Annotated in this window: 22 protein-coding genes and 1 pseudogene; 7 read left to right on the top strand and 16 right to left on the bottom strand. The window is 73.6% G+C overall.

Annotated elements, in window-relative coordinates:
• The 8 genes from QUV83_RS14900 to ctaC all read right to left on the bottom strand — a co-directional run.
• On the bottom strand, window positions 1-2,549 hold a 2,549-nt coding region (locus QUV83_RS14900; RefSeq protein ID WP_289565681.1), incomplete at its 3' end, for a carboxypeptidase-like regulatory domain-containing protein.
• 1 nt (window position 2,550) lies between these two features.
• Window positions 2,551-4,740 carry a carboxypeptidase-like regulatory domain-containing protein gene (locus QUV83_RS14895; RefSeq protein WP_289565680.1) on the bottom strand — a complete coding sequence of 730 codons (2,190 nt, stop codon included), beginning with the start codon at window positions 4,738-4,740 and terminating at the stop codon, window positions 2,551-2,553.
• A gap of 7 nt (window positions 4,741-4,747) precedes the next feature.
• Entirely contained in the window at window positions 4,748-5,401 is a 654-nt protein-coding gene (locus QUV83_RS14890; RefSeq protein WP_289565678.1) for a DUF4255 domain-containing protein, read from the bottom strand.
• A gap of 157 nt (window positions 5,402-5,558) precedes the next feature.
• Window positions 5,559-5,945, bottom strand: a complete 387-nt coding sequence (locus tag QUV83_RS14885) for a DUF4280 domain-containing protein (RefSeq protein ID WP_289565676.1) — start codon at window positions 5,943-5,945, stop codon at window positions 5,559-5,561.
• Window positions 5,946-5,951: 6 nt separating this feature from the next.
• Window positions 5,952-6,404, bottom strand: a complete 453-nt coding sequence (locus QUV83_RS14880; protein WP_289565674.1) for a septum formation family protein — start codon at window positions 6,402-6,404, stop codon at window positions 5,952-5,954.
• Between the two features lie 124 nt (window positions 6,405-6,528).
• Window positions 6,529-6,927, bottom strand: coding sequence for a cytochrome c oxidase subunit 4 (locus QUV83_RS14875; RefSeq protein ID WP_289565672.1), 399 nt, complete (start codon window positions 6,925-6,927; stop codon window positions 6,529-6,531).
• A complete protein-coding gene (ctaD, locus tag QUV83_RS14870; protein WP_289565670.1) occupies window positions 6,924-8,735 on the bottom strand; it encodes an aa3-type cytochrome oxidase subunit I in 1,812 nt (603 codons plus the stop codon). The genes QUV83_RS14875 and ctaD overlap by 4 nt, the downstream gene beginning before the upstream one ends.
• Window positions 8,735-9,571 (bottom strand): aa3-type cytochrome oxidase subunit II, encoded by an 837-nt coding sequence (gene ctaC / locus QUV83_RS14865; RefSeq protein WP_289565668.1) that lies wholly within the window; start codon window positions 9,569-9,571, stop codon window positions 8,735-8,737. Before ctaC ends, ctaD begins: the two co-directional genes overlap by 1 nt.
• Window positions 9,572-9,904: 333 nt before the next feature.
• On the opposite strand from ctaC, the gene QUV83_RS14860 reads away from it, so the two are divergent.
• Together QUV83_RS14860 and QUV83_RS14855 are read left to right on the top strand one after the other, a co-directional pair.
• Window positions 9,905-11,077, top strand: a complete 1,173-nt coding sequence (locus QUV83_RS14860; RefSeq protein WP_289565666.1) for an aminotransferase class V-fold PLP-dependent enzyme — start codon at window positions 9,905-9,907, stop codon at window positions 11,075-11,077.
• Window positions 11,074-11,364, top strand: a complete 291-nt coding sequence (locus QUV83_RS14855) for a sulfurtransferase TusA family protein (protein ID WP_289565664.1) — start codon at window positions 11,074-11,076, stop codon at window positions 11,362-11,364. Before QUV83_RS14860 ends, QUV83_RS14855 begins: the two co-directional genes overlap by 4 nt.
• A gap of 112 nt (window positions 11,365-11,476) precedes the next feature.
• Here the strand turns inward: QUV83_RS14855 and erpA are convergent, their stop codons facing one another.
• Window positions 11,477-11,827: an iron-sulfur cluster insertion protein ErpA gene (erpA, locus tag QUV83_RS14850; RefSeq protein WP_066589160.1), complete on the bottom strand. Its 351-nt coding sequence runs from the start codon at window positions 11,825-11,827 to the stop codon at window positions 11,477-11,479.
• 121 nt (window positions 11,828-11,948) lie between these two features.
• Entirely contained in the window at window positions 11,949-13,124 is a 1,176-nt protein-coding gene (locus tag QUV83_RS14845; RefSeq protein WP_289565662.1) for a glycerate kinase family protein, read from the bottom strand.
• A 77-nt stretch (window positions 13,125-13,201) separates the two neighbouring features.
• Between QUV83_RS14845 and nadA the strand changes: the two genes are divergently transcribed.
• From nadA to QUV83_RS14830, 3 genes are all read left to right on the top strand, one after another.
• Window positions 13,202-14,407, top strand: a complete 1,206-nt coding sequence (gene nadA, locus QUV83_RS14840; RefSeq protein ID WP_289565660.1) for a quinolinate synthase NadA — start codon at window positions 13,202-13,204, stop codon at window positions 14,405-14,407.
• Between the two features lie 34 nt (window positions 14,408-14,441).
• Window positions 14,442-15,041, top strand: coding sequence for a DJ-1/PfpI family protein (locus QUV83_RS14835; RefSeq protein WP_289565658.1), 600 nt, complete (start codon window positions 14,442-14,444; stop codon window positions 15,039-15,041).
• A gap of 102 nt (window positions 15,042-15,143) precedes the next feature.
• Window positions 15,144-15,884, top strand: coding sequence for an acyl-CoA thioesterase (locus tag QUV83_RS14830; RefSeq protein WP_354003952.1), 741 nt, complete (start codon window positions 15,144-15,146; stop codon window positions 15,882-15,884).
• Here the strand turns inward: QUV83_RS14830 and QUV83_RS14825 are convergent.
• A pseudogene (locus tag QUV83_RS14825) lies at window positions 15,772-17,145 on the bottom strand (dipeptidase); the annotation flags it as partial. The gene QUV83_RS14830 and the pseudogene QUV83_RS14825 sit on opposite strands and share 113 nt — an antisense overlap.
• Before the next feature lie 34 nt (window positions 17,146-17,179).
• Here QUV83_RS14825 and QUV83_RS14820 point away from each other — a divergent pair.
• Window positions 17,180-17,785, top strand: a complete 606-nt coding sequence (locus QUV83_RS14820) for a DUF3043 domain-containing protein (RefSeq protein WP_289565657.1) — start codon at window positions 17,180-17,182, stop codon at window positions 17,783-17,785.
• 20 nt (window positions 17,786-17,805) lie between these two features.
• Window positions 17,806-18,816: an aldo/keto reductase family protein gene (locus tag QUV83_RS14815; protein WP_289565655.1), complete on the top strand. Its 1,011-nt coding sequence runs from the start codon at window positions 17,806-17,808 to the stop codon at window positions 18,814-18,816.
• A gap of 79 nt (window positions 18,817-18,895) precedes the next feature.
• Here the strand turns inward: QUV83_RS14815 and QUV83_RS14810 are convergent, their stop codons facing one another.
• Genes QUV83_RS14810 through QUV83_RS14790 form a run of 5 tightly spaced genes read right to left on the bottom strand, consistent with a single transcriptional unit; the run spans window position 18,896 to window position 21,474 of the window.
• Window positions 18,896-19,546: a YczE/YyaS/YitT family protein gene (locus tag QUV83_RS14810; RefSeq protein WP_289565653.1), complete on the bottom strand. Its 651-nt coding sequence runs from the start codon at window positions 19,544-19,546 to the stop codon at window positions 18,896-18,898.
• Entirely contained in the window at window positions 19,543-19,755 is a 213-nt protein-coding gene (locus tag QUV83_RS14805; protein ID WP_289565652.1) for a hypothetical protein, read from the bottom strand. Before QUV83_RS14805 ends, QUV83_RS14810 begins: the two co-directional genes overlap by 4 nt.
• 4 nt (window positions 19,756-19,759) lie before the next feature.
• A complete protein-coding gene (locus QUV83_RS14800; RefSeq protein ID WP_289565650.1) occupies window positions 19,760-20,845 on the bottom strand; it encodes a quinone-dependent dihydroorotate dehydrogenase in 1,086 nt (361 codons plus the stop codon).
• Between the two features lie 26 nt (window positions 20,846-20,871).
• Complete coding sequence (locus QUV83_RS14795; protein WP_289565648.1) at window positions 20,872-21,156, bottom strand: YdeI/OmpD-associated family protein; 285 nt, start codon at window positions 21,154-21,156, stop codon at window positions 20,872-20,874.
• A 33-nt stretch (window positions 21,157-21,189) separates the two neighbouring features.
• Entirely contained in the window at window positions 21,190-21,474 is a 285-nt protein-coding gene (locus QUV83_RS14790; protein WP_289565646.1) for a YdeI/OmpD-associated family protein, read from the bottom strand.
• Window positions 21,475-21,694: the final 220 nt, after the last annotated feature.

Raw genomic sequence — 21,694 nt, 5'->3', positions numbered from 1 at the left:
GCCTGGCTGTTGAGCACTGTGGTGACCGCGGATGTCGCGGTCGGCGGCCCGGACGCGCTCATCCGCACCTCGACGAGGTAGTGCTGGGGGGCCTCCACCTCGGGGAAGGCGTAGGCGCCGCTGGTGTTCGTGGTGGTGCTGGCGACGGGGCCGGCGGCTGTGCCGTAGTCGGTGGCCCGGTACAGGTTGACGACGACGCCCGCCGCGTCGACACCGGCCTGGGTGACCTTGCCGCGCACGCTCGCGGGGCTGGCCAGGGTGGCGTCGAGCACGGCGGTCTGGCCCGCGACCAGCGTCACGATGCTCGAGGTGGAGGCCGTCGACGAGCGGGAGAACGTCACCGTGTACGTGCCCGGTGGCAGTGCGTCCACCGCGTACCTGCCCCGTTGGGCGGCCGGCGTCGAGGCGGTCGTGACCTGGTACTGCGTGCTGCCGGAGGACAGCGTCACCGTCACGTTGGGCGCCGGCCCGGTCACGGCCCCCTGCTCGTCGGTCTGCGAGACGATGCCGGCGAGCTGGGCGGTGGAGGCCCGCATCGTCGCGTTGACCTGGTCGGCCCGCGGGGCGCCGGAGGTGACGGAGCCGTTGCCGTCGAGGCTCACCGATACGACCTGGGTGGCGAGGTCGTCCCGGGTGAACGTCACGGTGTACGAGCCGGGGATCGCCAGGCCGGACACCGACCACGCGCCCACGTCGACAGTTGACTGGCTGACCGTCTGCCAGGTGCGCGCGCCGTCGCTGACGGTCACGCCCACCCCGCCGGCGCGCAGGCCGGCCGGGGTGACCCCGACCCTGCCCCCGAGGCGCCCCGAGTCGATCCCGAGGGTCGCGGAGACGCCGGTGAGGGCCTGGCCTGCGGCGAGGTCGAGGCTGAGGGTCGCCGACGAGTGGCCGGCCGCCGCGACGACCACCGTGAACGTCGCCGGGGTGGGCAGATTGCGCAGGGTGAAGGAGCCGACGTCGCCGTCGGTGAGCGTCACGGTGCGCACCGTGACGTCCCCGGCCGTCGCGATCACGGTGGCGTCGCCGATCGGCCCCTGGGACCCGACCACCACGCCGGAGATCGTGCCGTCGCCCTCCAGCAGCCGGATCTCGATGCCGGAGCGCAACTCGCCCGCCGCGACGTCGACGCGCTGCACCTGGGTGCTGAAGCCCGGCTTCGAGACCACGATGTCGTAGACGTTCGGCGAGGGGACGTCCTCGAGCTGGAATGTGCCGTCCGCGCCCACCGGGGCGGTGCGGACGATCGCGCCCGTGGTGGCCCCCGGCGCCGCGCCGGCCAGGTCCTCGGCCTCGATCGGCAGCTCGAGCTGCACGGTGGCCCCCGCCACATCGGCGCCCACCACAGTCCCGGAAAGCGTCGCGGGCACGCCGCCGAGCAGCACGACGAGCCCGCCCACCGACTGCCCTGTGCCGAGCTCGACGGCGGCGGCGTCCTCAGGGGACGGCGAGGACGGGTACCAGACCTCGCTGAACCCCGCGCCGCGGAACCTGAGCTTGTACTCCCCGGCGGGCAGCTTCGACACCTGGAACGCGCCGTCGTCGCCGGTGGCCGTCGTCGCCAGCGCCTGCGTGGGGTCCGACGCGCCGAAGGCCTCGACGGCGACGCCAGCCACCGCGCCCTCGGAGGACAGCAGCCGCACCACGCCGCCGATCGACGACGTCCCCACCGTGGCCCCCTGCTCGCGTGCCTGCGCCACCTGCAGCGCCAAGTCCCGGTCGGCTGCGGAGCGGTTGACCACGCTGGTCAGCGCGACGGCGATCACCACCGCGAACACGCTCACCGCCACGAGCAGCCCGAGCAGGGACATGAGCCCGCGGTTGAACCGGGGACGCTGGACGAGCACCCCGATGGCCGCCGGCGGTGTCGCGTCGGACACGACACTCGGCCCCTGTGCGAGGTCCTCCTCGTCCCAGTCAGGGGCGCCGCCGCGGCCGCGACGACCCGTGGCGACGTCTCCGCGCGGGTCCGTGACGCGCAACTCGAAGGGGCGCACCGCGGGGCTGCCGAACCACGGCCGCCGGCCGCGGGCGCGCAGCTCCGTGGTGACCTGCTCCCCCGGGGCCAGCACGAAGGTGTCGGGGGTGAACGCGAACCTGACCTTGCCCTCGGCGTCCGCGCCGACCAGCGAGGACGTCTCCGTGGTGTTGCCGTTGTTCTCGACCACCACGCCGAAGACGCCGCCCCGGCCGCCGGTGACCGTGGCCGGCTCGAGCCGGACGTCCACGCGCGGCGCGCGCGGCACCTCGAGGGTGATGTCCTCGACATGGGTGAGACCGCCCTCGCCGAGCGCTGTGACCTGGACGGCCATCTGCCGCTCGCCGGCGGGCACGCCCTCGGGCAGCAGCACCCGGACCTCGGTCTGCTCGGTGGCGCCGGGGAACAGCCGCAGCGTCGGCGTCTCGACGGTGACCCAGCTCGCGTCGGCGCCCAGGAACCGCACCGTCGCCCCGGCGATCACGTCGGCGGTGTTGGTCACGGCGACCGTCAGCACGGTCTCCTGGCCGGGGTGCGCCACCGCCCGACGCGGCTCGGTCACCACACGCATGTCAGCTCCCCGCCGTCAGGTCGACGTCCTGCGAGGCGACGCCCCCGGCAGTGACGGTGACCAGGGTCGCGGCGACCACCTGCGCGCCCTGCAGCACCCGCACGGTGTAGCGGCGCGGCGCGAGCGAGCCCACGGTGAACGCGCCGGTGCCGCTCGCGGACGTGGTGCGCCAGGTCTGCTTGCCGTCGGTCACCTCGACGCTGGCGCCGCCCACTGCCACGCCCGCGTTCAACACCCGGCCGGAGACGGCGCCCACCGCCGACGTCAGGGTGACGCGCACCGGCGCCGAGCTCCCGTCGGAGCCCACCACGACCGGCACCGTCGCGGCCGCGTGCCCCGCGAGCTCGACGGTGACCGTGTACGAGCCCGCGCCCGCGAGCCCCGTCAGCTGGAACGCGCCCACGTCGCCCTGCGTGAGCGTCGTGACGACCGCCGCCGTCGATGACCCGCCGAGGCGCACGGTGGCGCCGCCGAGCCCGGCCCCCGCCGCGTCGGTGACTTTGCCGGTGATCGTCCCCGCGCCCGCGCGCAGCGCGACGTCGGCGCCGGTGCGCTGCTCCCCCGGCCCCAGGTCCACGACGAGGGTGCGGGAGGCGTGGCCGTCCTTCGCGAAGGTCAGCACGTACGTGCCGGGGGTGGGCAGCCCGGTCAAGACGTAGGCGCCCACCGTGCCCGTGGTGGGGGTGCCGACCTCGAGCGTCTTGCCGTCGACGGTGGTGCTCACCACGACGCCGCCTAGCCCGGCCCCTCCGTCCGTGACCCGGCCGGTGATCTGCCCGGAGCCCGCCCCGAGCCGCACGTCCGTCACGAAGCGCTCCTGGCCTCCGAGCACCCGCTCGGCGAGGGTGGTCGGCGCGTACCCCTCGGCGCTGAACGTCACCTCGTAGGAGCCCGGCGCGGGCAAGCCCGCGAGCACGTAGGAGCCGTCGGCGGCGGCCGTGGCCTCCCACGGCGACAGCGCCTCGCCACCGGCCCAGGTCGGCCGGGCGGTCACAGTGACGACCTCGTCGTCGTCCGCGAGCGTGACAGTCCCCCGCAAGGCCGCCTCATGTCCCGTGATCACGGCGTCCACACCGTCGGTCACTTCGCCCGCTGTGGCGCGCACGGGGTCCGAGCCCTCCAGCGCGGGCGCCTGCGGGTGCCACACGTCGTCATAGCCCTCGGCGCTGAACCGCAGATGGTAGGAGCCGGGCAGCAGCCCGGCCACCGTGTAGCCGCCGTCCGCCTGGGTGGCGGCCGAGCTGACCACCACCGGCCCGTCGCGTCCCAGCCGGATCACCTCGACAGTGATCCGCCCGACGCCCGTGGGGTCGACGGCGCCCCGCACCTGCCCGCTCAGCACTCCCCCGACGCCCGCGGCCACGGCCCCGTCCTTCGGGACGGCCCCCGCCACGCCGCCCGCGGCGCCGTCGGCGGAGCCGGACGCGGCGAAGAACGACGCCGGCGCCACCCGGGTCAGCGGGTCCTGGCCCAGCACCGCGCGGATGCCCAGGAGTGACACCGCCGCCCACATGCCGACGATCGCGACCAGGGTCAGCGTGGTCAGCAGGCCCCGGCCGATCAGCGGCCGCTGGCGCAGCACCAACGGCACCGTCGCCTGCTGCTCGGCCGCCGTCGCGTCCAGTCGCAGCGCCCGGTCGCGGTCGGAGCCCACCAGGTGGCGCGGCCCGCGGACCTCCACCGTGCAGCGGGCCCGCTCACCGGGCGCCACCGAGACGCTCGACGGCGTGACCTTCGCCCGGAGGCTGCGGTCCGCGTCATCAGCCCGCAGCGCCACGTCGAGCAGCACGTTGCCCTTGTTGACCACGTCGACGGCGAACTCGGCCTTGCGCCACGCCCGCGCGACGGCGGGGTCGGCCTCCACCGCCAGCGCGGGGCGGACCCCGACCACCACCAGGACCTCATGGGCCCCGGCCACGACCGCCGGGTCGTTGCCGGTGACGAGCAGCGCCAGCGGGTGGGCGCCCGCCGGGAACACGGCGGGCACGTCCACCACGGCGGTGACCGTCCCGGACGCGTCGGGGAAGAGCGCGACCCGCTCGGGACGCGCGTGGGCGAACTCCTCCAGCGACCCGCGCGCGCGCAGGCCGACGCCCTCGATCACGTGGCCGGTGTTCACGACCTCCAGCGGGATCTCGACACTCGACCCGGGCGCGACCTCCACCCGGTCGACAGCACACAGCACCCTCATCCGACGGTCACGCGGGCCCAGATCCGTCGGCGTCCCGCACCAGGCCGGAGCCCTCCCGGCGGATGCCCGAGCCCCCGCGCGCGGCGGTGGGCGCCTCGGGCGCGCCCCGCGGAGTCGCGACCGCGGAGCCGGCCACCGATGTGACGGCCGGAGGCGCCGCCTCCCAGTCGAAGGCGTCACCCGCGACGGTCACCATCAGCAGGAAGCTCGCGCGCAGCTGCCCGCCGAGCGCGCCCCACAGGTCGCGCGGCCGGTTGCCCTGATCCTGCACGACAGCGAGCTGCACCCCCGAGGCCAACGGGGCGGGCAGGTACTGCGGGGGCAGCACCTGGTGGGCGAGCACCCGCGACATCACGTCGCCGAGCAACTGGTGCTCATCGCGCACGACGCTCGCCCAGGCGCTCACCAAGTAGTCGAGCTGCACCATCGGCAGCGGGGCCCGCTGCTGCGCGCCGGCGCCTGTGGCCCGTGCCGCGGCGGGGCGCGGCGGCTGCGCGCTCCTGCTGATCCCGTAGAGGAACGCGTTGACGGTGATGCGGTTCACCTGAGAAGACCAGCTCGACGCCGGCGTCTCGAAGGACACGTCGCCCACCTCGCGGGGCAATGGCAGCGTGGCGCGCCAGAACGCCTCCAGGCCGTCCTCGACCGTGGGGATCAGCAACAGACCTCTCCTCCGTCGAGCCTGACCAATGTGCGCACATGCCCGTGATGGCCGCAGGCATGCGGGTGGCACGGGCTTGCCGAGGCTATGCGGCGGGCACGGCGCCGCTCATCGGTAATCGCTACGCAACTTGGACGCGGGCGCCCCGGGGCGGCGCTCAGCTGGTGGTGCGCACCGACCCCGGCATCACGATCTGGATGACCCCGCCGTACGCGCAGGCGCAGGTCGTCCCCGCCACCAGGGCCGGCGCGCCGCCGATCTGCACCGTCGGCGAGCCCCCCGCCCAGGGGGTCGTCACAGGCGTGCACGGCATCGGGGTGAGCACGCCCAGCGCCGCGCTGGTGGCCGCCGCCACGGCCGGGTTCGCCAGGCTCATGCACATCGCGAACGGGGGGATGTTGACGAACGGCGTCGCGTCGATGATCGTCGCCGCGGGCTTCCCCTCGACCATCACCCGCTTGACCGGCAGCACCTGCATCGTCGCTGGCGCGACGCCGAACGAGCACATGAGCATCGCCGTCGACGTCACCTGGGGCCTGCCCACGGCGCCTCAGACCTCAGCGCCGCGCACGGACGCGGTCAACTGGGCGCCCGTGGTGGTCACCAGGCAGGTGATGTCACGGTCCTCGCCCTGCGACCAGCCGCGCGCCGAGGGCAGCAGGTACGTGAAGAACAAGTCGGAGTCGCGGTAGTCGAGGCCGACGTAGCCCTCGAACTCGGCGACGCAGGCGCCGTCGGCGTAGGTGGCGAGCTGCGCGTCGCCGGGGAACTCGGCGTCGGCCGGCTCATAGCCCGTGACCGCGAACACCTCGAGGGTGTGCTGCTGCTCGCACGACACCCGCTCGACCTCGGTCAGCTCGGCGGTGATCTCCGCGGGCGTGCGCAGGCAGTCGCCCACCGCCAGGTCGAAGACCTCGACCATGTCGCCCGTGTCCTCGTCGCCGCCGAACCAGGCGCAACCGCCGAGCATCGGGAGCGCCAACGCTCCCGCGACGGCGGCCATAGCCCTCCGCCGCCTGCCGCGCCTGTCCCGTCCCACATCCACGCCCTCGCTCACAGTCACCACGAGCCCCCACGCTAGGCGCGTGGGGGCTCGTGGGTCTTGCGTAGTCGTTGCTGAGATCGCGTCAGTGGGCGTGCTGGCCGCGGGAGAACTCGAACACCCAGCCCACCAGCCCGATCACGGCGAACGCGGCGCCGATGTAGGCGATCCACCAACCGGCAGCCATGCCCAGGAAGACCAGCGCGGCGGCGCCGGCGATGACCAGCGGCCACCAGCTCCACGGGCTGAACACGCCCTGGTCACCGGCGCCCTGCTCGATCTCGGCCTCGGGGTCGTCCTCGGGGCGGGGGTCGATGCGGCGCGACAGCAGCAGGAAGTAGCCGCCGATCATCCCGACGAGGGCCGCCACCAGCGGGATGCCGAGGGAGCCGATGGGCTCCCAGCCGCTCCACAGCCCGTAGATCAGGCCGACGGGAAGGAAGAACACCACCCCGTAGAGGAAGAGCTTGTACTCGATCTTCATCGCTGGTCCTCCGGCTCGTCGCCCTGGTCCTTCACCTGGGTCGCGGACTGCTCAGGCTCCCCTGTCCCCTGCGCGAGGCGCTCTTCCACCAGTGTGTTCTCACCACGCCGGTCGGCGTCGCCGAGCAACTGGTCGAGCACACCGGTGTCCGGCTGCGCGCGGTCGAGGGCGGCGATCTCCGGGTGGTGGAGGTCGAACGCGGGGCGCTCGGAGCGGATGCGCGGCAGCGACGTGAAGTTGTGCCGCGGCGGCGGGCAGCTCGTGGCCCACTCGAGCGACGCCCCGTAGCCCCACGGGTCGTCGACCGTCACCTTGGGCGCCCGGCGCCAGGTGATGTACACGTTCCACAGGAACGGCAGCGTGGACGCGGCGAGCAGCACCGACCCGACGGTCGAGAGCTGGTTCATCCAGGTGAACCCGTCCTGCGGGGAGTAGTCGGCGTACCGGCGCGGCATGCCGTCGACCCCCAGCCAGTGCTGCACCAGGAACGTCGCGTGGAAGCCGATGAACAGCGTCCAGAAGTGGATCTTGCCGAGCCGCTCGTCGAGCATGCGCCCGGTGAACTTGGGCCACCAGAAGTACAGGCCGGCGAACATCATGAACACCACGGTGCCGAAGACCACGTAGTGGAAGTGCGCCACCACGAAGTACGAGTCGGACAGGTGGAAGTCGAGGGCCGGGCTGGACAGGATGATCCCGGTGAGGCCGCCGAAGAGGAACGTCACCATGAACCCGAGGGTCCACAGCATCGGCGTCTCGAAGGTGATCTTCCCCCGCCACATCGTGCCGATCCAGTTGAAGAACTTCACGCCTGTCGGCACGGCGATCAGCATGGTCATGAGCGCGAAGAACGGCAGCAGCACGGCGCCGGTGACGTACATGTGGTGCGCCCACACCGTCATCGACAGCGCCGCGATCGCGATGATCGCGTAGACCAGGCCCTTGTAGCCGAACAGCGGCTTGCGGCTGAACACCGGGATGATCTCCGACGCGATGCCGAAGAACGGCAGGGCGATGATGTAAACCTCGGGGTGCCCGAAGAACCAGAACAGGTGCTGCCAGAGCAGCGCTCCCCCGTTGTCCGGGTTGAACACCTGCGCGCCGAGCCGGCGGTCCGCGCCGAGCGCGAACAGGGCCGAGGCGAGCGGCGGGAACGCCATGAGGATCATCAGCGCGGTGATGAGCGTGCCCCAGGTGAACACCGGCATCCGGAACATCGTCATGCCGGGCGCGCGCATCGTCACGATCGTGGTGATGAAGTTGACGGCGCCCAGGATCGTGCCGAAGCCGGTGAGGGCGAGCCCGAACACCCACAGGTCTCCACCGAGCCCTGGCGAGTAGACGGCGTTGGACAGCGGCGCGTAGGCGAACCAGCCGAACGACGCGGCCCCCTGCGGGGTCACGAACCCGGCGCACGCGATGATGCCGCCGAACAGGTACAGCCAGTACGCGAACATGTTGAGCCGCGGGAACGCGACGTCGGGCGCGCCGATCTGCAGCGGCATGATGACGTTCGCGAAGCCAGCGAACAGCGGCGTCGCGAACAGCAGCAGCATGATCGTGCCGTGCATCGTGAAGAGCTGGTTGTACTGCTCCTTCGACTGCACGATCTGGATGCCGGGCTCGAAGAGCTCGGCCCGGATCAGCAGGGCGAGCACGCCGCCGAAGCAGAAGAAGAGGAACGACGTGATCAGGTAGAGGTACCCGATCGTCTTGTGGTCGGTGGAGGTGATCCACTTGACCACCGTCCGCCCGAGTGTCTGGCGGTTCGGGGCCAGGCCGGGGATCGCCTCGGTTGCGGTGGCCATCAGTTGTCAACCTCTTCCGTGGCGCGGGCGGGGTTCGCCACGCCGTTCAAGTCCTGCAGGCGGCTGTACTCCAGCCCGAGCGCGCCGGTCTGGCCCTTCTCACGCAGCTCGGCGATGTGCGCGTCGTACTCGTCACGCTCCACGACCTTGACGTTGAAGAGCATCGAGGAGTGCTCCTCGCCGCACAGCTCGGCGCACTTGCCGACGTACTCGCCCACGCGGGTGGGCACGATCTGGAACAGGTTGGTCCGCCCCGGGAACATGTCCTGCTTGTAGAGGAACGCGGGCACCCAGAAGGAGTGGATGACGTCGCGGGAGTTGAGGACGAACTGCACGCGCTCGTCGACGGGGAGCCACAGGGTCGGCTGCTCGGCGAGGACGCCGTCCGCGCCGATCTCCTGGGCGTGCTCCCCGGTGTCGTAGGCGTCATCGGTGAGGTAGTTGAAGTCCCAGCTCCACTGCTTGCCGATCACCTGCACGGTGAGGTCGGACTCTGCCTCGTTGGACTGGATCTCCGACTGGTCGCGCGCGGTGAAGTAGTAGAGGACGCCGACCATGATCAGGGGCATGATCACGTACATGACCTCGAGCGGGACGTGGTACCGCAGCTGCACGGGCAGCCGCTCGTCGTCCTTGCGCTTCCGGTAGACGGTGATGCACCAGAGGATCAGGCCCCAGGTGATCACGCCGACAGCGAGCGCGGCGATCCACGAGCCGACCCACAGGTTGGTGATCCGGCCGGTCTGGTTGGTCACCTGCCCGTCGGTGTAGCCGGGCAGGAAGCCCCGCTGGACCTCCGCGGAGCACCCCGCGAGGAATAGGACGGCGACGGTCACCAGGGCCCCCCACTTCACAGCGGGGCGCCGGTTCCGGCTGGGGTTCTGCGGGCGCACTGGGGACCTCTCACTCACGTCCCGGCCTGGGCCACCACCTCTTCGGGCGGCCTCCACCTGGGACCTTCGTCCTCGACGTGTGCAGCCTAGCGTCAAGATTCGCGTTCAGCGTGACCACGGCGCGCTGAAGACGACAACCTGTCAGCACCCTTGGCGCCCCGTCGCGGGCGTCTGACATGGGCTTTCCGGCTCATGTCGAGCGGGCAGGCCGCGCTACCGTGCCCAGGTGACCTCTCACCGCGCCCCCACCCCGCACCCGCGAGCCCGGAGCGGCATGTGACGGACGCCACGCTCCCCTCCCGCGTGTTCCTCGACGCCGGGGGCCGGGCGCCACTGCTCCCGGCCGCCCGCGAGGCGTTCGCCCAGGCCGTGGACGAGGGATGGGCGGACCCCCGCCGGCTGCACTCGGAGGGCCGCCGCGCGCGCCTGCTGCTCGACGGCGCCCGCGCGGCGATCGCCGACGCCGTGGGCGCCCGCACCGAGGAGGTGGACCTGCACGGCTCCCCCACGCTGGCGCTGCACGCCGCGGTGCGCGGCGTGGCGCGCGGCCGACGGCGCGCCGGGCGCGACGTGGTCGTCTCGGCGGTGGAACGCGGCGCCGCGCTCGAGGCCGCCACGTTCGCCGCGGCCCAGCCCTGGGGCGGCGCGGCGGGCCGCCGGGTCGACGTGGCGGTGGACCGGCGCGGCAGGGTCGACCTGGACGCGTGGGCGGCGGCGGTCGCGGCCCCCGGGGTCGCCTTGGCGGCGCTGCAGCACGCGAACGGCGAGGTCGGCACCGTCCAGCCGGTCGACGCCGCGCGCGGGCTCGCGCGCCGCGCGGGCGTGCCGCTGCTGGTGGACGCCGGCGCGAGCCTCGGCCACGCGCCCGTCGGGGACGCCTGGGACGTCCTCGCGGCCGATCCGGGCGACTGGGGCGCGCCGGGCGGCATCGGGGTGCTCGTCACCCGCGCGGGTGTGCGGCGTGCGCCGGACTGGCCCGAGGACGAGGACCGCTGGTCGCCTGGCGGCGTCTTCGTCCCCGCGGCCCTCGCCGCCGCGGTGGCCCTGCAGGACGCGCTGCGCGCCCGCGCGGACGCCGACGCCCGCCGCCGCGACCTCGTGCGCCGCATCCGGGAGCGGGTGTCCGCGCAGGTCCCCGACGTCGAGGTCGTGGGCGACCCCGAGGACCGGCTCCCCCACGTGGTGACGTTCTCGTGCCTGTACGTGGACGGCGAGGCGCTGGTCGGCGAGCTCGACCGGCTGGGCTTCGCCGTCGGATCCGGCTCGGCGTGCGCGTCGAGCGCCCTCGAGCCGAGCCATGTGCTGGCCGCGATGGGCGTGCTCACCCACGGGAACGTGCGTCTGGCGCTGCCGCGCGACGTGCGGGCGGACGATGTGGAGCGGTTCTGCGACGTGCTCCCCGGCGCGGTGGCTCGCGTCCGGGAGATGCTCGGGGTGCACGGGCTGTGACCGAGGCCGTCACCGTCGACGCGCGCGGGCTGCGCTGCCCGCTGCCGGTGATCCGGCTGGCACGCGTGGCGCGCGACCTGCCGGACGGCGCCATCGTCACCGTGCTGGCCACGGACCCGGCGGCCCGCCACGACGTGCCCGCCTGGGCGCGCATGCGCGGGCACGCGATCCTCGGCGTCGAGGACGAGAGCGAGGGGGTCACCGCGATCTCAGTGCTCCTCGGCGGCGCTGGGCTGGGCGGCACTGGGCTCGGAGACGCTGGGCTCGGCGACGCGGCCGGTCCCTGACGGCCGGGCCCGGCCCACGACGCGCGAGGAGCCCGGCGCCGTGATGGCGCCGGGCTCCTCGTGGTCGTGCGTGGGTCCCGCGTCGACAGCCGTCGTCCGCGAGGTGGCGGGCTCAGCCGAACGAGCCGCCACAGGCGCAGGAGCTGCCGGCGTTCGGGTTGTCGATCGTGAAGCCCTGCTTCTCGATGGTGTCCGCGAAGTCGATCGTCGCGCCGTCCAGGTACGGCACGCTCATCCGGTCGACGACGACCTCGACGCCGTCGTAGTCGCGCAGCGCGTCGCCGTCGAGCACCCGCTCGTCGAAGTAGAGCTGGTAGATCAGGCCCGAGCAGCCGCCGGGCTGCACGGCCACGCGCAGGCGCAGGTCGTCACGGCCCTCCTGCTCGAGCAGGCTGCGGACCTTGTCCGCTGCGACGTCGGTGAGGTTGACGCCGTGCGTCGCGGTCTCGGTGGTCTCGCTCATGGTCTCTCCAGGCCTCGATGAAAGGGTCGAGTGGTCAGGCACTTCCGTCGTGTCATCAACAGCGCCCTGCGGCAAGTTGTTCCCACCCTACGCCGCACGCCCTAGGACCTTCGCCGGGACGTCAGCGCGACCAGGTCTGCGCCACCCGCGCGGCCCGGCGACGGAGCATGCCCGCCGGGTCGGCCAGCGACTCGGCGACCTGGGCGGGGTTCTGCGCGACGGCGTAGGCGCCGGCGATGCCCGCGGCGCCCCACTCCCGGCGGGTGGCGTCCACTTGGCCGGCGATCACGATGGCGGGGACGGCTGCCACGAGGGCGCGCTCGGCGACGGCCGCGACCACCTTCCCGTGCAGCGACTGCCAGTCGAACCGGCCCTCCCCGGTCACGACGAGGTCCGCGTCGGCGATCTGCTGCGTGAGGCCCACCGCGTCGGCGACGAGGGCGGATCCGGGGACCAGCCGCGCGCCGAGCAGCGACAGGCCGAAGCCGAGGCCGCCCGCGGCGCCGGCGCCGGGGGCCGCGGTGAGCCGCGCTGCCGGCGTCCCGGGCCGCGCCAGCAGGTCGGGCCGCAGCGCGTCGCCCAGGGCTCCCACCGCCAGATGCGCGAAGTGCCCCAGGGCGCGCTCGAGCTCCTGCGCCTGCAGGTCGGTGGCGCCCTTCTGCGCGGCGAATCCCGCGCTGGCGCCGTGCAGGCCGAGCAGCGGCACGTCGACGTCGCACGCGGCCACGATCTCCACGTCGCGCAGCGCCGAGCGCACGTCGCCCAGGCCCGCCAGGTCCGCGGGGGCGACGTCGCCCAGCCCGCCGCCGCCGCCGGCCAGCCGCGAGCCGCCGGGCCCGACGCCGAGCGCCGCGAGCATCCCGGCGCCCGCGTCATTCGTCGCCGACCCGCCCAGGCCCACCACGACCCGCCGCGCGCCGGTCCCGACCGCGGCCCGGAGCAGCTCGCCGACCCCGGCGGAGGATGTGCGCGTGGGGTCCCGGCGCTCGGGCGGCACCAGGTGCAGCCCGGTGGCGTGCGCCGACTCGACATAGGCGGTGCGACCGCCCGGCCCGTCCACGACGAGCACGGCTGCCGGGACTGGCTCGCCGAGCGGGGAGCCGACGGTCACCGAGAGCAGCTCGCCGCCCAAGTCGGCGCGCAGGGTGTCGAGGAACCCGGGGCCGCCATCGGCCAGCGGGCAGCGGATGAGCACGTCGTGCGGGGCGGCTTGCGCCCAGCCCTCGCTGATCGCGTCGACGGCTTGCTCAGCCGTCAGGGTGTCGCCGAAGCCGTCCGGGGCGATGAGCACGCGCATCGGGCGATGATGGCACGCCGGGCCGCCCGCGCCGCTCCCCGGACCTGCACACCTGCCGTTATGGGAAGATCAGGCACGTGAGCCTCACCGACTCCCCGCTGACCACCTTCGCCGAGCCCGCGCCGTCGGCGTTGCTGCTGCTCGGACGGGGCGCCGACCTCTCCTCGGAGCGGGGCGTCGAGTGCCCCGGCGACCTCCCGGCGGCGAGCGACCCCGACCTGGTCGAGCGCGCCCGCGCCGCCCGCGCCGCGTTGGGCGACCGGGCGTTCGTGCTGGGCCACCACTACCAGCGCGACGAGGTGATCGACTTCGCCGACGTCACGGGCGACTCGTTCAAGCTCGCACGCGAGGCCGCCGCGCGGCCCGAGGCCGAGTTCATCATCTTCTGCGGCGTGCACTTCATGGCCGAGTCCGCGGACATCCTCACGTCCGACGCCCAGCAGGTCGTGCTGCCCGACCTGGCGGCCGGCTGCTCGATGGCCGACATGGCCGCGATCCACCAGGTCGAGGACGCGTGGGACGTGCTCGCGGACGCGGGCGTCGTCGAGCAGACCGTGCCCGTCACGTACATGAACTCCTCCGCGGCGATCAAGGCCTTCACGGGCCGCCACGGCGGGACGGTGTGCACGTCGTCGAACGCGCATGTCGCCCTGCGGTGGGCCTTCGACAAGGTCGGCGGGGTGGACGGCACGGGCAAGGTGCTCTTCATGCCGGACCAGCACCTGGGCCGCAACACCGCGGTGCGCCTGCTCGGGCTGTCGTTGGACGACTGCGTGGTCTACGACCCGCGCAAGCCCGGCGGAGGGCTCACCGCCCAGGAGTTGCGCGACGCGCGGATGATCCTGTGGCGCGGGCACTGCTCGGTGCACGGGCGCTTCACCGAGCGGAACGTGACCGAGGCCCGGGCGGCCGTCCCGGGGATCAACGTGATCGTGCACCCCGAGTGCCGCCACGAGGTGGTCGCCGCCGCCGATCAGGTGGGCTCCACCGAGCACATCATCAAGGCGCTGGACGCCGCCGAGCCGGGCTCCGCCTGGGCGATCGGCACCGAGTTGAACCTGGTGCGCCGACTCGCGAAAGCCCACCCCGACAAGCAGGTGCACTACCTCGACTCGACGGTGTGCTTCTGCTCCACGATGAACCGCATCGACCTGCCGCACCTCGTCTGGGCGATGGAGTCCCTCGTGGCCGGGCGCGTCGTCAACCGCATCGTCGTCGATGAGGACGACGCCCGCTGGGCGCGCGCCGCCCTCGACCAGATGCTGGCGCTGCCCGGGATCTGACCAGCCTGCGAGCCCCCACCGCGAGAGGACAGTCATGCCGACCGGACGACAGCTGCGGGTGGGGATCCTCGTGTTCGACGACTGCGAGGAGCTCGACGTCGTCGGGCCGTACGAGGTGCTGGCAGCCTGGGCGCGCCGCTCCGCGCTCCGGCCCGAGGTCGTGACGTTCTCCGCCGACGGCGGCGGCATACGGTGCGCGAAGGGCCTGCGGCTCGTCCCCGACCACAGCGCGGCGAACGTCGGGCCCCTGCACGTCCTGGTGTACCCCGGCGGGTCCGGGACCCGGGCGCTGGCCCGGGACCGCGCCCACCTCGACTGGCTGCGGCAGGTCCGCGCGACGACCCCGCTCATGACGAGCGTGTGCACCGGGGCCCTGGTGCTCGCCGCCGCCGGGCTGCTGTCCGGCCGGCCCGCGACGACGCACTGGCGGGCGTTCGACGAGCTCGCGGCGATCGACCCGACGGTGCTGCGGGACACCGAGTCCCGGTTCGTCGACGACGGCGACGTGGTGACCTCCGCCGGGGTCTCGGCGGGCATCGACATGGCCCTGCACCTCGTCGCGCGCCTCGACTCGCCCGAGGAGGCCAGCCTGGTGCGCCTCGACCTCCAGTACGAACCCGCCCCCACCGTCTAGCCCGCCCGATCGGCCCGCCGACCACCGCACCCACGAGGACGTGACCATGCCGCTGCTCGACGCCACCGGGCCGACGCCCCACCTGCCCGCCCCGGCCGCCGCATGAACCGCCTGGTGCGGCTCCTGCTGGTGTGGCTCGCGGCCCGCAGGGCGGTGCGCCGCACTCCCCCGCAGGACCGGCCCTCCGGCTTCGACGAGTACCGCACGCCCATGCGGGTGATGCCCAACGACCTCGACCTGCTGCGGCACATGAACAACGGCGTGTTCTTCACGCTGCTCGACATCGGCCGGGTGGACCTGCTGGTCCGCAGCGGCGCGCAGCACGTCGTCAGCCAGGAGCGCTGGTACCCGGTGGTGGTCGGCGAGTCGATCAAGTTCCGGCGCTCGCTCGTCCTGTGGGAGCGGTTCGAGATCGTCACGCGCGTGCTCGGCTGGGATGAGCGCGTGGTGTACCTGGAGCAGCGCTTCGAGCGGCGCGCCCGGGGCGGCGGCTCCGAGGTCGTCGCCGAGGCGTGGATCGTCGCGCGGTTCCTGCGGCGCTCCGGCGGCACCGTGCCGTCGACTGCCGTGGCGGCGGCGTTCGGCCTGGAGGGCCCCAGCCCCGAGATCCCGGAGCCGGTGCTGGCCTGGTCGCGGGCGCTCGACCTCGCCCACCGCGAGGCCGCGCCCGAGCGCCCTGCCACCGACAACATCCCCGCCACCGACGACATCCCTGCCGCCGACCGCGGCTCCCGAGCCGGTCCAGCAGCAACGCCTCGGCGAGGACCACGCGCTCGAGCTCGCCCAGGTGCTGGGACTCGTTCGCGCCGTGCGCGCGGCTCTCCGGGTCCTCGACCCCCGTGACGAGGATCGCGGCGTCCGGGAACACCTCGAGCAGGTCGGCGATGAACGGGATGGAGCCGCCGAGCCCGATGTCGACGGACGGCGTCCCCCACGCCTCGCCGAACGCCCAGCGGGCCACGCGCATCGCGTCGGAGTCCACCGGCGCCTGGAACGGCTGGCCCTGCTCGCCGTCGCGCACCGTCACACGCGCGCCGAACGGCGCGTGGCCCTCGAGGTGCGCGCGCAGCGCGGCCTGCGCGGCGGCGGGGTCCTGGCCCGGGGGGATGCGCAGCGACAGCCGGGCCGTCGCACGCGGCGCCAGGGTGTTCGAGGCCTGCGCGACGCTCGTGGCGTCGATGCCGATGACCGCCAGCGCGGGCTTGGTCCACAACCGCGAGCTGATCGACCCCGAGCCGACCAGGTCCGCGCCCGGCAGCACCGTGGCGTCGGAGCGGAAGTCGCCCTCGTCGTAGTCGACCTCGGGCGGCGTCCCGGTGACGAGGCCGTCGACGGCCACATCGCCGTGCTCGTCGTGCAACGTGGCGATGAGCCGGGCCAGCAGCGTCACGGCGTCGAGCACCGGGCCGCCGAACATGCCGGAGTGCACGGCGTGCTCGAGCACCGCCACCTCGACGTCCAGGTCCACCAGCCCGCGCAGCGACGTGGTCAGCGCGGGCGTGCCGACCTTCCAGTTCGAGGAGTCCGCGACGACGATCACGTCGGCGGCGAGCTCGTCGCGGTGCGCGGTGAGGAACTGCGCGAAGGAGGGCGAGCCGATCTCCTCCTCGCCCTCGATGAACAGGGTGACTCCCACGCCGAGCTCGTCGCCGAGCACGCGCAGGGCGCCCAGGTGGGCGATGATCCCGGCCTTGTCGTCGGAGGCGCCGCGCCCGTACAGGCGACCGTCGCGCTCCACGGGCTCGAACGGCGGGGTCGTCCACGCGGCGGGGTCGCCGGGGGGCTGCACGTCGTGGTGCGCGTAGAGCAGCACCGTCGGGGCGCCCTGCGGGCCAGGTCTGCGGGCCACCACCGCTGGCCGCCCGGGGGCGCCGTCGGGGCCGTCGGCCGACAGGATGCGCACGTCGTCCACGCCGGCGCCGCGCAGCAGCTCCGCCACCGCCTCCGCGCTCGCCTGGACGTGCGCCTGGTCGAATGCGGGGCTCGACACGCTGGGGATCCGGACCAGGGCCTCGAGGTCGGAGCGCAGCCCGGCGAACGCCTCGGAGGTGCGTTCGCGCAGCGCAGCGACACGGTCAGGGGTGGGTGCAGGTGGGATCGTCACAAGAGCCCACCGTACTCTCGACTACTCTGGTGGGGTGTTCGGACGCAGCAAGGACGACCAGGCCCTGACCGGCGGCATCAGCCCTGAGCCCGTGAGCCCCGCCGCCTCGGTGGAGCCCGGCAAGGGCCGGCCCACGCCCAAGCGGAAGCAGGCCGAGGCCGCGAACAAGCGACCCCTGGTGCCCGCCGACCGCAAGGCCGCGGCGCGGAACGCCAAGGCGAAGGCGCGGGTGCAGCGCGAGCGCGAGTTCGCCGCGATGCAGTCCGGCGACGAGCGCTACATGCCCGCCAAGGACCGCGGCCCGGTGCGCCGCTACATCCGCGACTACGTGGACGCGCGCTGGAGCCTCGGCGAGTTCTTCCTGCCGGCGGCCCTGGGCCTGATCGTGCTGCAGATGGTCCTCGCGACCGCGAGCCCGGAGGCGGCGGTCCTCGCCCTCGTGCTGCTGTACCTGTTCGTCCTGGCGATGATCGTGGACGGCTTCATCATGTGGCGCGGGCTGAAGAAGCGCCTGAAGGCCAAGTTCGGCGAGGAGGCGATCCCCAAGGGCGCCACCATGTACGCCGTGCTGCGCGTGTTCCAGCTCCGCCCGTCGCGTCTGCCGAAGCCGCAGGTCAAGCACGGTCAGCGACCCTCCTGAGCCGCCGATAAGGTGGCGGGATGGTCAACTACCGCTACCTGGGCAACTCGGGCCTCAAGGTCACCGAGATCACTTACGGCAACTGGCTCACGCACGGCTCGCAGGTCGAGAACGACACCGCGAAGGCATGCGTCCAGGCTGCCCTCGACGCTGGCATCACCTCGTTCGACACCGCTGACGTCTACGCGAACACCAAGGCCGAGACGGTGCTGGGCGAGGCGCTGAAGGGTCAGCGCCGCCAGTCGCTGGAGATCTTCACGAAGGTGTACTGGCCCACGGGGCCGGGCGGGGCGAACGACAGCGGCCTGTCGCGCAAGCACATCATGGAGTCGATCCACGGCTCGCTGGAGCGGCTGCAGACGGACTACGTCGACCTGTACCAGGCGCACCGCTACGACCACGACACGCCGCTGGAAGAGACGATGCAGGCGTTCGCCGACATCGTCCGCCAGGGCAAGGCCCTGTACATCGGCGTCAGCGAGTGGACGGCGGACCAGATCCGCGCCGGGCACGCGCTGGCCCAGGACCTCGGCTTCCAGCTCATCTCCAATCAGCCGCAGTACTCGGCGCTGTGGCGGGTCATCGAGGAGGAGGTCGTCCCCACCTCGAAGGAGCTCGGCCTCTCGCAGATCGTGTGGTCCCCCGTGGCGCAGGGTGTGCTGACCGGCAAGTACAAGCCGGGCGCGCCCGCCCCCGCCGGGTCGCGGGCCACCGACGAGAAGGGCGGCGCGCGGATGATCTCGCGCTTCCTGGGCGACGACGAGCTGCTGGCACGCGTGCAGAAGCTGCAGCCGATCGCCGACGAGCTCGGCCTGTCGATGGCGCAGCTCGCCGTCGCCTGGGTGCTGCAGAACGACAACGTCGCCGCGGCGCTGATCGGCGCCAGCCGGCCCGAGCAGGTCGCGGAGAACGTCAAGGCGTCGGGCGTCGTCATCCCGCCGGAGCTGCTCACGCGGATCGACGACGCGCTGGGCGACTCCGTCGTCCGCGACCCCGCCGAGACGGCGAAGAACTCCCCCGCCTCGCGCTGAGCCGCCCGCCCGGCCACACGGCCGGCCAGCCGGATGCGAGAAGCAGCCGTCCTCCTCCGGGAGGGCGGCTGCTCGCGTCTCAGGCCTCGGAGGCCGTCCGCCGCTCGGGAACTGTCAGGCGTGGCAGCAGCACGTGCACCAACGGCCCGATGGCCAGCGCGTAGGCGAGGGTCGCGAAGCCGACAGTGCCGCCGAGCGCCCACCCGACGGCCACGACCAGCACCTCGATGCTGGTGCGGACCAGGTTCACCGGGCGCCCGGTGCGCCGGACCAGGCCGGTCATGAGCCCGTCACGCGGCCCGGGGCCGAGGCGCGCGCCGATGTACAGCCCGCTGGCGACGGCGTTGAGCAGGATCCCGCCGACCACGAGTCCCACGGCGGCCGGCAGGTCGAGCTCCTCCGGCAGCTGGGCTAGCAGCAGCAGGAACGGGTCCACCAGGGCGCCGATCACCAGCACGTTGGCCACGGTCCCCGCGCCCGGGCGCTGCCGCAGCGGGAACCAGCACGCGAGCACGAGCACGCTGAGCATCAACGTCGCGGCGCCCAGCGTCCAGCCGAGCCGGAGCGCGACCCCCTGGCCGAGCACATCCCACGGCATGTTGCCGAGCCCCGAGCGGACGAGCATCGCGAGCGACGCCGCGAACAGGACCAGGCCGACGAACAGCCGCGCGTACCGCTGGGGCAGGCGCGCGTCCTCACCCGTGGCGGCGCCGGACGGCGGCTGCGTCACGGGATGCGCAGCACGAGGGTGGGGGTGACCTGGTGGCCGTCATGCAGCAGGCGCGCGGAGTGCACGCCCTGCTGGGCGAGGGTGCGCCACTGCTCGCCGATCCACTGCTCGGCGTCGAACTGGGTGGTGAAGACCGGGCTGATCGGGCGGTCGAGCGCGCGCCCGTCCACGTCGTCGAGCTCCCACGCCCACCGCGGTCGCATCACCATGGGGTCAGCGTCCCGCGCTGTCATGTGCCACATCGCCCGCCGGCGAGGCGCCTGCCGCCCGCGCGGCGTCGGCTGCCAGCGCCTTGCTGATGCCGGCCGCCCAGAACGGGCCCTCGTAGATGAAGCCGGTGTAGCCCTGCACCAGCGTGGCCCCCACGGCCAGGTACTCGCGGGCGTCGGCGGCTGTGGTGACGCCGCCCACGCCGATGATCACGGCGTCCGGGCCGAGCCGCCCGCGCAAGCGGGCGACAACGTCCAGCCCGCGTGGGAGCAGCGGCGGGCCGGACAGCCCGCCCTCGCCGAGCTGATGCGCGATGGTCGTGTTCACGGCGACCACCCCGTCGAGGCCCAGCTCGGTGACGAGGTCGGCCACGGCGTCGACGTCCTCGTCGGACAGGTCGGGGGCGATCTTCACCAGCAGCGGCACACGCGGGCGGCCGACCGCCGCGGTGGCCTCGTCGGCGGCGGCGCGCGTCGCCTGGAGGATGGGCCGCAGCGACTCGACGGACTGCAGGTCGCGCAGGCCCGGGGTGTTCGGGGAGGACACGTTGACCACCAGGTAGTCCGCGTAGGCGCCGAGCCGGCGGGCGCTGATCGCGTAGTCCTGCGCGGCGTCGCTCGCGGGGGTGACCTTCGTCTTGCCGATGTTCACGCCGATGACCAGGGACCGCCCGGCGGCGGTGCTCCGCAGCCGGTGCAGCCGGCGCGCGACCTCGGCCGACCCCTCGTTGTTGAAGCCCATCCGGTTGCGCAGCGCCCGCTGGTCGAGCACCCGCCACAGCCGCGGCGGCTCGTTGCCCGGCTGGGGGTGCGCGGTCACGGTGCCGATCTCCACGAAGCCGAACCCGAGCATCCGCAGGCCCGCGACGCCCTGCGCGTTCTTGTCGAAGCCCGCGGCCACGCCGAACGGCGAGGGGAAGGTGCGGCCCAGTGTGCGCACAGCCCCAGTGGGCGGAGCCGCGCTCAGGCGGGCGATCGCGGAGCCGAGCACGGGGACCGCCGCCACGAAGCGGATGAAGCGGAACGCGAGCTCATGCGCCCGCTCGGGGTCCATGCGGCGAAAGACCAGGTTGAAGAGGAGGCGGTACACACGCCCAACTTACCGGCTGGGCGGTCTCACCGGCGTCGAGGCTGGTGGGCGGGCTGGCCGTCGGCGGCACGGCGCGCGGTCTCCTCGACACGCGCGGCGCGGGTGGGCGCGCGGCGGGCGTCCGCGACCCAGGCGAGGATCGAGCGGCGCTGCGAGGGGGTGAACCCCTCCCAGCTCTGCCAGGCGCCGGGACAGGCGTCGAAGGCCGTGGCCAGGTCACGGGGGACGATGAGCTCCTCGACGCCGTCGAGCCGCGTCCACGAGCCGTCGGCATGCGCCGCGGCGACGCAGGCCCTGCCCGCCTCCGCCATCCGCCCTTCGGCCTCGAGGCGGGCGACGCGCTCCTAGTTCGAGCGGGACCAGCCGCTGCCGGGCCGTCGCCGGGTGAACCAGATCGCGGACCGCTCGTCGTCGAGCCGCACCGCCGTGGAGTCGATCCAGCCGTAGGCGAGAGCGTCCTGGATCGCGGCCTCATAGCCCACGACGGGACGCCACGTGGGGGCGCGCCAGGACACCAGCCAGACGCCGGGCGGCTCGTCCGCGTGGTGGCCGTCGAGCCAGGCCCGCCACTGCGCGGCAGTTGTCGGGTGCACGCGGGGGGCGTCGCGTCGTCGATCGTCGACAGGCATACGGCCACCTCCAGGCGTGGGCGCGCGCCCGGCGCCGGGGCCTGTCGCCTCGGGCGCCCAGGCGCGACTGGCGGCACGCGCTGCGTCCAGCCTGGCCGCCCCTCGGGATCCGCGCAATCAGCCGCGTCGCCCGGCCGCGCGCAGGCATCGCGCAGGGGTCGCGCAGAGGTCGGCAAATCGACCGCGACGGATCTCGCGATCGTTATCGACGTGCCCTGCG

Source organism: Cellulomonas cellasea (assembly GCF_030372105.1).
Classification (GTDB): Bacteria; Actinomycetota; Actinomycetes; order Actinomycetales; family Cellulomonadaceae; genus Cellulomonas_A; species Cellulomonas_A cellasea_A.
Note: the sequence above shows the minus strand (reverse complement) of the source record. Positions and strands in the feature narration are given on the sequence as shown.